Genomic DNA, 10,677 nt, shown 5'->3' with positions numbered 1-10,677 from the left:
CCGAATGGCGTTGCTCAACCTTTGAAAAGGTGTAACCCATGTTGCCGGTTTAAAGTGTTACCTATGTTCCGGTTGCACATTATCCCCGCCTCTCCCAAAGGGCTGTAAGGGGCGTACCAATATCAGGAGCAATAGATTGAAAGCAGTAGAAATTGCCGTTGGTATCGTTATTCGTCGGCGCGAACAAATTGAAGTGCTTGTTGCGAAACGTAAGCAAGGGCAGCATTTAGCAGGTACCTGGGAGTTCCCTGGCGGGAAAGTCGAGAGTGGAGAGAGCAACCTTCAGGCTTTGCGCCGCGAGCTGTTAGAAGAGGTCGGTATTAATCCTGTCGAAAGTCAGCTATTCGAGCATATAACCCACCGCTACCCCGAGAAGCATGTCTCGATAAACTTCTATCTGGTTGAGCGATTTGAAGGCTCTGCAAAGGGCAATGAATCGCAGGAGATCCGCTGGATAACAGCGCCCGCATTACCGGAATTAAATGTGCCGCAAGCAAACTTACCAATTATCCAACGTTTGGTTTCTGAGTTTTCTGCGAAGAGTTAATCTTCCTGCTTTGTTTGCAGTAAGCGAGCTGCAAGCGCTTCAATCTCTTCGTCACTCATGGCATCAACATCCTGCAGCATTTCTGCTGAGGGGGTATCCTCTTTCACTGAGATCTTGTTTTCTTCGTCAGCCCATTGTCCGAGATCGATAAGCTGACAGCGTTTGCTGCAGAAGGGACGAAATAGGCTTTCGTCACTCCATTCTACTTGTTTGGAACAGGTTGGGCATTCAACCTGAAGTGGCGCCTTAGTCATGATTAAGCCCTTCCTGTTACTTCAAAAAACTCGGTGTCAGCACGCGGCAACCTCAAAAGAGGTGTCTTGCTCAATTGCGCGCTGTGATTCATCGTCAGGCAAGTGAAAACGGACCGTATAACGGAGCCGATTGCCACTGACTGTTGGATATAAATGTTGATCCTGAGGCAACCGGATACGCACTATCTGCACATCCTCAGCGCTGTCCTGGTAGAAGCCACTTTTGGCAATGGCTTGCTGCATGGGGGCACGCTCTCGGATCATTTGCAGGTTAATTGCGATCCCTCGGCTCAAAAGCGAAATTTGTCGAAGCCACTCAGCCATTTGCTTACTTCGCTCCCCTTGGGGTTGGTGAAGCCAGAGGTGAAGTTGTGGCAGGTCAAAACAACAGTGACCGCCAGGAATTGAAAAGCGTTGGCGAAGCGCCGCAAGAAACCTGTCGTCTCTCAAAGATTGTCCCAAGCGCGGCTCAGCTCTTAAACCCGATATCAGTTGCTGCAATTCGCCCTGTAGCTGTTGCAGAGCATTTTGATCAACGCCAGGTTGGCCATGCCAACGCTCCAGACCTTGCTGCTGCTTTTCCAAATCCTTGATCAGCTCTTGCCTGAGGTCTCCCCGCTCAAGCATCTCAAGCAACTCAAACACTGCTCTGAAAAAGCCTAAACATGCACTGTTAGTTGCCGCACCGGAATCTCGCATCTGCTGGATCAGATACTCTATGCGCAACTGGCTGCGTATTCTCTCGTTTAGGGGGTATTCAAACAGCAATGTTGCTTCCTGCAGTGAGATGGATATTCCAATAATAGCGCGATAAGAACGGTTTTTTAATTGGCTTGTGTTTCCTTCTGCGCCGCAAGTCTCAAATAGTGGTGATGAAGTGATTCAACTGTTTGTCTGACTTCACTCTCAGGACGGTTGTTGTCCAGAGTGTCGTCCGCTAGCGATAAGCGTTCGGCTCGGCTCGCTTGTGAGTTCATAATGTCGGTAATTTGCTGCTGCGATTGACTGTCCCTGCTAGTTGCTCTCTGTATTTGAATACTTTCAGGGACATCGATCACTAACACTCTGTCGGCTTGGGCTGTCAGTTTATTTTCGACCAACAAGGGCACCATCCAGATGGTATAGGGAGATGAGGAATGGGAAAGTTGCCTGCGCATCTCTTCACCAATAAGAGGGTGAAGTAGCGTGTTAAGCCAATGTCGCTCCTGCTGGTCAGCAAACACCCGAGATCGCAAAGCGGTGCGGTCCAATTCGCCGGTGGGTAACAGAATATCCTGACCGAAGTGAGAAGCTATCTGAGATAGTGCTTCGCTGCCTTTTGCCACCACTTCTCGGGCAACCTGGTCAGCATCTACGACGGTGATACCTAAGTCACTAAACATGGCGGCAACGGTGCTTTTTCCGCTACCAATGCCGCCTGTTAAGCCAACGACAAACATTGTGATTAAAGCCTGCTCAGGTACCAGTCGGTAATCTGGTTACCCCAGAGCAGAGCTATCAGGCCTGCAATCGCCAGGTAAGGCCCAAAAGGTATTGGTTGAGCTTTGTCCCGCCCCTGTACCAGTATCATGGTGATGCCCAATACAGCGCCTACACCAGCTGAGAGGAGAATAATCAGAGGCAACTGTTGCCAACCCAGCCAGGCGCCGAGGGCAGCCAGTAGCTTGAAGTCGCCGTAGCCCATACCCTCTTTACCAGTAAGCAGCTTGAAGCCCCAGTAGACGCTCCATAAGGCTAAATAGCCTGCTACTGCACCAATCACGGCATCGTTTAAAGAGACATAGGTATGAGAGAGGTTAAATAGCAGCCCCAGCCAGAGCATGGGATAAGTGAGCTGATCAGGCAGTAGCATCTTATCGATATCGATAAAGATCATTGGTATCAGCAGCCATAAAAACAGCAGTGCACCTATCCCCTCAGCAGTCATGCCAAACTGCCAGGCGATATAGCCAGAGCATACGCCCGTTAGCAGTTCTATGGCCGGGTACCGTTTGGATATTGGGGTTTTACACTGGCTGCATTTGCCTCTAAGTAGCAAAAGCCAACTCACAACCGGAATGTTCTCAAGGGCGGTGATCTTGTGGCCACATTTAGGGCAAGCAGAGCGGGGTACAATCAGATTGTATGGCTCTGGTAGCTTATCTATCTCTGTTTCGGGCAAAACCGCTTTGGGGTATGACTCTCGTATATCATTTCGCCACTGTCGTTCCATTAACAGCGGCAGACGGTGAATAACGACATTTAAAAAACTGCCTATTAGCAGGCCTAAAACAGAAACCAGCAGCCAATAGGCTGCCGGGTAGGTTTGAAAAGCGAGAAGAGTCTGATCAAACATTTAAACGACAGCGCCCATACTAAAGATTGGAAGATACATGGCTACGATAAGGCCGCCGACCAGCGTGCCCAAAACCACCATAATCAGGGGTTCAAGCAGTGAGGTCAGGCCATCAACTGCATCGTCCACTTCCATTTCGTAGATATTGGCAACTTTTGCCAGCATACCGTCTAGCGCACCTGATTCTTCACCGATGGCCACCATCTGTACCACCATATCAGGGAAAATGCCGGTCATGCGCATGGCTACGTTCATCTGCATCCCCGTCTGCACTTCGTTTTGAATTGACATAATGGCGCGACGGTAGACCGCATTACCTGATGCGCCTGCAGCAGACTCCAGAGCGTTGATAAGCGGAACACCGGCTGCGAAAGTCGTTGACAAAGTTCGTGCAAAGCGAGCAATTGCTGCTTTGTGAAGAATGGGTCCGATAATGGGGAGCTTGACAATATATTCGTCGGTTTTATCTCTGACTTTTGGATTAGTCTCATGGGCTTTTTTAAAGACATATCCGAACAGGATCGCACCGCCGAGAATTATGTACCAATAGGCTTGCATAAATTCAGAAATATGAATCACCATCATGGTAAATGCTGGTAATTCAGCCCCAAAGCCTTCAAAAATATCTTGAAACTGTGGTACTACAAATATTAGCAAAATGCTTGTTACGACAAGTGCTACTACCATCACGGCTGCTGGGTAAAACATGGCCTTTTTGATTTTTGACTTTAATGCTTCCGCTTTTTCTTTGTAAGTCGCTATTCGGTCATAGATAGTATCCAATGCACCCGATTGTTCGCCTGCGTCGACCAGGTCACAGTAGAGATCGTCGAAATGTTTAGGGTGGGCTTTTAAGCACTCAGAAAAAGGTTTACCCGCTTGAAGTTCATTAAGTATTCCAGTTAGAAGTGTTTGCATAGCCTGTTTTTCATGCCCTCTGGCAATCATTTCAATTGACTGTACCAAGGGGACACCCGCCGACAACATGGTGGCTATCTGGCGGGTTATGACGGCTATATCAGCGGCATTAACGGACCCCCCCCCAACTCCAAATAGGGATTTAGGTTTTTTCTTTACCTTTGATGGGGTAACCCCTTGACTACGTAGCTGTACTTTAACGTCTGTGGGACTGGCGCCTCGAAGTTCGCCATTAACCTTTTCGCCTTTCTTATTTACCCCTTGCCATACATAAAGCTCAGACGTGGGTTTACCGTTCTTTTTAGCTTTACTTGCTGATGCAACCGCCATGTGTAATCTCTTTCGCTATCTTGTTAGAAGGAGGTGATTCGCTCTACTTCATTTAAGCTTAACAGCCCCGCCATTACTTTTTTCAGGGCGGATTTTCTTAGATTGGCCACGCCTTCCAGTTCAGCCTGACGGGCAATATCCAATGAGTTGCCACCTTCCATAATAATTTTGGCAATGGCATCGCTCATTTTCATCACTTCGTATACCCCAACCCTTCCTTTATACCCGCCAGTGCATTTGTCGCAACCCACAGCCTTGTAAACTGTGAAGTTCTGGGCGATCTGGTCGTCTGTGAACCCTAGTTCTTTTAGTGCGTGTTCGTTTATCTCTTCTGGAGCTTTACACTCTCCACAAAGCCTTCGGCCCAGGCGCTGGGCAATAATCAGTGACACTGAACTGGCGACGTTAAAAGAGGGTACCCCCATATTCAGCAGACGAGTCAGTGTTTCCGGTGCGGAGTTAGTATGCAGTGTTGAAAGCACCAGGTGTCCCGTCTGTGCGGCTTTAATAGCAATTTCTGCAGTTTCAAGGTCCCGGATCTCACCCACCATCACTACATCAGGATCTTGACGCAGAAACGAACGCAGTGCACTGGCAAAGGTTAGCCCTGCTTTGGGATTTACATGTACCTGATTAATACCTGTAAGGTTAATTTCTACCGGGTCTTCTGCTGTGGCAATGTTTCGCTCAGGGGTATTAAGAATATTCAGGCCGGTATACAGGGATACTGTTTTACCAGAGCCGGTAGGGCCTGTTACCAGGATCATGCCCTGAGGCTGACCCAGGGCTTTCATATACATCTCTTTTTGATCTGGCTCGTAGCCTAGTACATCAATGCCTAACATGGCGCTTGAACTGTCCAGGATACGCAGTACCACTTTTTCGCCCCAAATCGTGGGCAATGTGGATACACGAAAATCGATTGCTTTATTGCGCGATAGCCTTAATTTAATTCGGCCATCCTGGGGTAGGCGACGCTCAGCAATATCCAGCTTGGACATTACTTTTAATCGGGCTGATAGGCGGCTGGAGAGAGTCACTGGTGGCGACGATATCTCGTGCAAAATACCATCAATACGAAAACGTACCCGATAAGACTTTTCGTAAGGCTCAAAATGGAGATCTGAGGCGCCTTTGCGGATGGCGTCCATAAGCAGCTTATTGATATAAACAACAATCGGGGCATCATCTTTCTCATCACCAACAACACCATCATCTTTACGCTCGGTTTCGGCAACCTCGACACCTCCCAGTTCTGAATCTGAGATATCGCCCAAATCCAGATTGGCAACATCGCCTTCAACTATGGTTTCTATTATCGGGGCCAGTTGGGCAATATTTGCCAGTAGGGCTTCGGTGCGAATCCCTGTACTAAATTGAAAATCTTCCAAAGCTGCCAAATTAGTTGGATCAGCAAGGGCTATAAAAAGTCGGTTGCCTCGGACTTCATAAGGAATAGCATGGTGTTGTGCAATTAGTTTTTCATTAACATATTCTTCAGGAAGCGACTTATGGTCATAATCGCTGAGGTCGCAAGTGGGGATGCCGTAGCTGTCGGAAAGAATCTCTAGGGTTTTATCTCCATCCAACTTGCTTTTCTCATAGAGAAAGTGAATAAGCGACTGTTTGCTTTCTGCAGCTAGAAGCGCCTGTTGTTTCGCTTCTGACTCTTCAATGAGCCCCTTTCTAGCGAGAAGGGAAGCAAGAGCGTTATTTGCATTAAATGACATATTAGAGTTGATTCTGAAACTAACTATTGAACTTTAATCTATCATTATGACTATCTGTTTTCTTTCTTGTAGATAAAATCTAAGGGGTAGATAACAAAAAAGGAGGCGCTAGCCTCCTTTTTAATGTATCTCTGCTAATTAAGAGCGACATTTCGCCGGGCGATATTTTTGCACTGTAGTTCCACCAAGGCATGACCATGAAATGGCACCATTAGGTAGTTGCCCTGCTACCAGAGCACCGTCTGCATCAGAAGGTTCAAAAGTAATTGTTCCTCCGCCAGCTGCGGCTGTGAACGTTACAGTGATAATGCCTGTATCAGCAATTGTTGTACTTACTACATTGTCAGTTCCTTGGGGCGGAACGTATCCTTGAGCAAAGGGCTTAACATTGGCTGCGTTGTCTACTACTGTGACTTTTGCGGCTGAGGCCATTCCCATGCCTTCGCTTACTTTAGAGCGAACGATGTAATCCTGATACGCAGGCAACGCGATAGCTGCCAAAATACCGATGATCGCTACAACGATCATCAATTCAATCAAGGTAAAACCTTTTTGTACTGCTTTCATTTGTTTGTCTCCCTCAGGGTTTTGCTAAATCTCGCAATGAGTACCTTAAAATTTTAGTAGGCACTGGCCGCGAGAACTGCAGTCTTGATCAAACTTTCTGACCTAATCAATAACATTTTGATAACAAATCAATAAAGTGTGATCGATAGCCGCGTCATAGCACGCCGACTTGCGGCGAAAAGTATCAAACGAAGCGCATAGAAAGGTCGATCGCGCGCACATGTTTGGTAATTGCCCCCACAGAGATGCGGTCTACGCCAGTTTCTGCGATCGATCTCACTGTGTTGAGGTTTACGTTACCTGACGCTTCCAGCAGGCAGCGTTTGTCGGTAAAAGCAACCGCCTGTTTCATCCCTTCAAGATCAAAATTGTCGAGCATAATAAGGTCGGTGCCAGCAAGCACCGCTTGTGCCAGCTCTTCCATAGTCTCAACTTCAACTTCGACTGGCTTGCCTGGGTTTAGTGCCCGCGCTTGGCTTATAGCGTTACCGATGCTGCCGCACGCGTTGATATGATTTTCTTTAATAAGGTAGGCGTCATGCAAACCAGCGCGGTGGTTATCACCGCCGCCGCAGTGAATAGCATATTTTTGTGCCGAACGCAGACCTGGTATGGTTTTGCGAGTATCGAGTAGCGCCAGAGTATGGGTGTAACCGTCCAGCTTCTCAATATATTGGTTTACCGCGGTTGAGGTACCAGAAAGCATTTGCACAAAGTTGAGTGCGGGACGTTCGCCGGTCAAAAGAATGCGTGCATTGCCTTTGAGTCGAAACAGGGTCTGACCCGGCTTTACCTTATCGCCATCTTTTACCAACCATTCAATAGCAACCTTGTCATCTCGGTCCTGGGTTAATTGACGAAACACTTCCTCTACGTAAGGCTGCCCACAAAACACCGCGGCTTCGCGGGTGATGACATAAGCTTCCGAGATCTGTGACTCTGGGATCAACTGGGCGGTAATGTCATCGGCGGCGCTGAAGCTCTCTGAATCGCTGTGAAGGGCCATGCTGCCCCCCAAGTCTTCACTTAATGATGCGAAGACATTGGCTTCAACAATTTGTGACGGGAGTGTATCTGCAGGGAGTGAGTGTGGCTTTTTCAAGGCGTTCTCTTGTATGCTGACTGGGTAAGTTGTTTTTATTCATAAGCTTAGCTTGTTTTTCTGATTTATTATCAGAATTAAATCTAACAAACCAAACTGATGAGTTGTGAATGCGGCGTATTCTAAAGGTTTCGAATGCAATTTTCGAAGCTAATTCGCGACATGTTCTAAGCGATATGTTCCCTAAAGTGGGTGTAAATCTGCGTTGCTCTGTTTACGATAGTTTTAGAACGAATAGAAAGCTTGATTAATGGTTGGCAAATGAGTCGATTCAGCCCACATCATGATGAACGCCCTGACGACGAAGTCTCACTACTGGTCGTGCACAATATCAGCCTGCCACCGGGCGAGTTTGGTGGGCCTTTTATCAATGACCTGTTTATGGGGATGCTTGATCCAGAGGCAGACCCATTTTTTCGGGAAATTGCGGGACTACGAGTCTCAGCACACTGCTTAATAAGGCGAGATGGTGAAGTGGTACATTATGTTCCGTTTGATAAGCGGGCCTGGCACGCCGGGATATCTTCTTTTGAAGGGCGAGAGCGGTGTAACGATTTTTCCATCGGCATTGAACTGGAAGGCACTGACACAGTCCCATACGAAGACTCGCAGTATCATGCGTTAGCAAAACTGACACGGGATATCATGGCGCTTTATCCTAAAATAACCAAAGACAGGATCACCGGGCATAGCGACATTGCGCCGGGGAGAAAAACTGATCCGGGCCCTTCGTTTGATTGGGCGTACTTTTTTTCGCTACTTGATGGCTACATAGACAAAGACAATTAATAGATAAGAACAAATAAAGGAACAGCAAAATGGTGTTGTTTTGCTTACTGCTCGCAATTGCGCTGGAGCGCGTACTTAGGCTGGGCGAAAGATGGCAGTTTCATTGGTATATGCAAGCTTACATGGAAAAGCTCTCGGGCGTTAATGCGCTACAAGATCTTAAAAAGAGCTTTGCCGGCACCCTGGTTGTGCTGGCTTTACCTGCTTTTGCCGTGTTTCTGTGGCTGAAATTGGTTGAGGGAGCACTATTTGGCTTGGTGTCTCTGCTTAGCTGGCTATTCATTCTGCTGATCTGTTTTGGTTGTGGTTTTTTCCGTCAGCAATATCGCAACTATTTGAAAGCCAGCTGTCGTGGTGATGATCAGGCATGTTTTGAGTTTGCCAAGGTGATTGAGCACACGGTGAACGAACAGGATCACCGTTCGTTGCCTGCCAGCTTGGGACAGCGTCTGGCCTGGATTAATTACCGTTATTACGGTGCACTGATTTGCTGGGTTGTTTTGCTGGGGCCTGCTGGCGCGGTCTTCTATTGCAGTTGTCGTTATTACCTTTCTCAAAATGACAAAGAAGAACAGGCGGATGCTGAGCTTGTTGATGTGGATATGCAACAAGGTGAGCCAGAGTCCAATACACAAGCTCTGGAGCAGGGCGAGCCTGAAGAGAAAGAGACAGTATTTGAGAAAGATACTGTAGTCGCGCCATCAGAAGCGCAGCGCTCTGTGGCTCACCTGATGCATTGGATGGATTGGCTGCCTGTGCGCATTGTGACGCTTGGTATGGCGTTGGTGGGTCACTTTAATCGCGCTTTCCCCATTTGGCTGGAAAACTTGCTCGATATGAAGCTCTCAGCTCGTGAATTGGTATACAAGATTGGTGATAACACCCGTGATGTAGATGCGTCATCACCTGTGTGTGTGGCCGAAGCCAGTCACATGGTGTCACTGGTAAAACGTAACATTATTATGATGTTGGCAATGATCAGTGTGCTGACGTTGTATGGCTGGTTGATTTAGTTGAACGGCTAGCTGGCCGTAAATTTTTGTTTGGTCAGACCAATTTTAAAACTCCTTTGAAAGCCGCTCATAGAGCGGCTTTTATTATTTAGTGAACAAAAGTTGAGATGGCTCAATAAATATTTCTCCCAAAGGCGGTATGGACTCCGCGCACCTCATCTGATAGTTTCTGCCTCCAATGTTGTTAATTGGTCTTACCAATTGACTCAGCGCAAAGAAAAACAACAAAAATCCTGAAGTCGAAAGCAAGGGGCGGACACTCGTCACATGGCGTTCCAAAAAATCAAACAGCCACGCATCGCGGATGTCATAGTCGAGCAACTGGAACAGATGATCCTGGAAGGCTCTATTAAGCCTGGCCAGAAGCTGTTGCCGGAGCGCGAGCTCGCTGCGCAGTTTGAAGTTTCCCGTCCCTCATTGCGTGAAGCGATCCAAAAACTGGAAGCGCGTGGCCTATTGGTTCGCCGACAGGGCGGTGGCACGTTTGTCGCTGAGAAGCTGAGAGATTCGGTCAATGAACCGCTGTTTGAGCTCTTGGCAAAAAATCCTGAAGCGCAGTTTGACCTGTTGGAGTTTCGCTTAGCGTTGGAAGGTATTGCTGCGTATTACGCCGCGGTTCGTGGTACCGATGCCGATATCGAGCAGCTGAGCCACTGTTGTGATGCCATTAATACCGCGCATCAGTCGGATGACCTGAAACTGGAGGCGCAGGCGGTGATGGCGTTTTACGAGCGCATGGCCGAAGCCTCACATAACGTGGTGATCCTGCAACTGGTGATGGCGATGAAGCCACTACTACTTGGCAACATTGAGAAGAATTTAACTGTGCTCTACGGCAAAGAGGGGGTCGCACCCACTTTGGCTGAGCACAGAGCGCAGGTGCTGGAGGCGATCCTTCAGCGTCAGCCAGAGCAAGCACGTCAGGCGACCTTAAGTCACCTGGCGTTTATCGAAGACACGCTGCTGCAACTGGGTCAGGAGAGCAATCGCCAACAGCGCGCTCTGCGCCGGATGCAACAGCAGGTAGATAGCGAAGAAAAAGATAACCGCTGAGCGGAAAAAATCTGGATCAACGCTATCGTAAATGAACAT

The 10,677-nt window shown here is 48.0% G+C and carries 12 protein-coding genes; 4 read left to right on the top strand and 8 right to left on the bottom strand.

Translation table 11 applies throughout. The features are described from left to right. The first annotated feature begins 136 nt into the window (after positions 1-136). Entirely contained in the window at positions 137-547 is a 411-nt protein-coding gene (mutT, locus tag ABEA14_RS09205; RefSeq protein WP_345339660.1) for an 8-oxo-dGTP diphosphatase MutT, read from the top strand. Here mutT and yacG read toward each other — a convergent pair. The 8 genes from yacG to nadC form a co-directional block, all read right to left on the bottom strand. Beyond that, the gene (gene yacG, locus ABEA14_RS09200) at positions 544-801 is read right to left on the bottom strand and encodes a DNA gyrase inhibitor YacG (protein ID WP_345339659.1); all 258 of its coding nucleotides are present in this window, start codon (positions 799-801) and stop codon (positions 544-546) included. The genes mutT and yacG overlap by 4 nt on opposite strands. Positions 802-837: 36 nt before the next feature. Then, the gene (gene zapD / locus ABEA14_RS09195) at positions 838-1,569 is read right to left on the bottom strand and encodes a cell division protein ZapD (RefSeq protein ID WP_345339658.1); all 732 of its coding nucleotides are present in this window, start codon (positions 1,567-1,569) and stop codon (positions 838-840) included. 56 nt (positions 1,570-1,625) lie between these two features. Then, the gene (gene coaE, locus ABEA14_RS09190; protein ID WP_345339657.1) at positions 1,626-2,240 is read right to left on the bottom strand and encodes a dephospho-CoA kinase; all 615 of its coding nucleotides are present in this window, start codon (positions 2,238-2,240) and stop codon (positions 1,626-1,628) included. A gap of 5 nt (positions 2,241-2,245) precedes the next feature. Continuing rightward, the gene (locus tag ABEA14_RS09185) at positions 2,246-3,136 is read right to left on the bottom strand and encodes a prepilin peptidase (protein WP_345339656.1); all 891 of its coding nucleotides are present in this window, start codon (positions 3,134-3,136) and stop codon (positions 2,246-2,248) included. After that, on the bottom strand, positions 3,137-4,384 hold the full coding sequence (locus ABEA14_RS09180; RefSeq protein ID WP_345339655.1) for a type II secretion system F family protein: 1,248 nt from the start codon (positions 4,382-4,384) through the stop codon (positions 3,137-3,139). A 23-nt stretch (positions 4,385-4,407) separates the two neighbouring features. Continuing rightward, complete coding sequence (gene pilB, locus ABEA14_RS09175) at positions 4,408-6,114, bottom strand: type IV-A pilus assembly ATPase PilB (RefSeq protein WP_345339654.1); 1,707 nt, start codon at positions 6,112-6,114, stop codon at positions 4,408-4,410. Between the two features lie 138 nt (positions 6,115-6,252). Beyond that, positions 6,253-6,681, bottom strand: coding sequence for a pilin (locus ABEA14_RS09170; protein ID WP_345339653.1), 429 nt, complete (start codon positions 6,679-6,681; stop codon positions 6,253-6,255). A 184-nt stretch (positions 6,682-6,865) separates the two neighbouring features. Continuing rightward, on the bottom strand, positions 6,866-7,687 hold the full coding sequence (gene nadC / locus ABEA14_RS09165) for a carboxylating nicotinate-nucleotide diphosphorylase (RefSeq protein WP_345339663.1): 822 nt from the start codon (positions 7,685-7,687) through the stop codon (positions 6,866-6,868). Between the two features lie 357 nt (positions 7,688-8,044). Between nadC and ampD the strand changes: the two genes are divergently transcribed. The 3 genes from ampD to pdhR all read left to right on the top strand — a co-directional run bounded on the left by ampD (position 8,045) and on the right by pdhR (position 10,638). After that, complete coding sequence (ampD, locus tag ABEA14_RS09160) at positions 8,045-8,572, top strand: 1,6-anhydro-N-acetylmuramyl-L-alanine amidase AmpD (protein WP_345339652.1); 528 nt, start codon at positions 8,045-8,047, stop codon at positions 8,570-8,572. Positions 8,573-8,601: 29 nt separating this feature from the next. Continuing rightward, positions 8,602-9,585, top strand: coding sequence for a beta-lactamase regulator AmpE (gene ampE, locus ABEA14_RS09155; protein WP_345339651.1), 984 nt, complete (start codon positions 8,602-8,604; stop codon positions 9,583-9,585). A 267-nt stretch (positions 9,586-9,852) separates the two neighbouring features. Then, positions 9,853-10,638 carry a pyruvate dehydrogenase complex transcriptional repressor PdhR gene (gene pdhR, locus ABEA14_RS09150; RefSeq protein ID WP_345339650.1) on the top strand — a complete coding sequence of 262 codons (786 nt, stop codon included), beginning with the start codon at positions 9,853-9,855 and terminating at the stop codon, positions 10,636-10,638. Positions 10,639-10,677: the final 39 nt, after the last annotated feature.

Origin of the sequence: Corallincola platygyrae (genome assembly GCF_039544265.1) — a bacterium.
GTDB classification, from domain to species: Bacteria; Pseudomonadota; Gammaproteobacteria; order Enterobacterales; family Neiellaceae; genus Corallincola; species Corallincola platygyrae.
The sequence above is the reverse complement of the archived record's forward strand: the minus strand, read 5'-3'. Positions and strand labels throughout refer to the sequence as shown.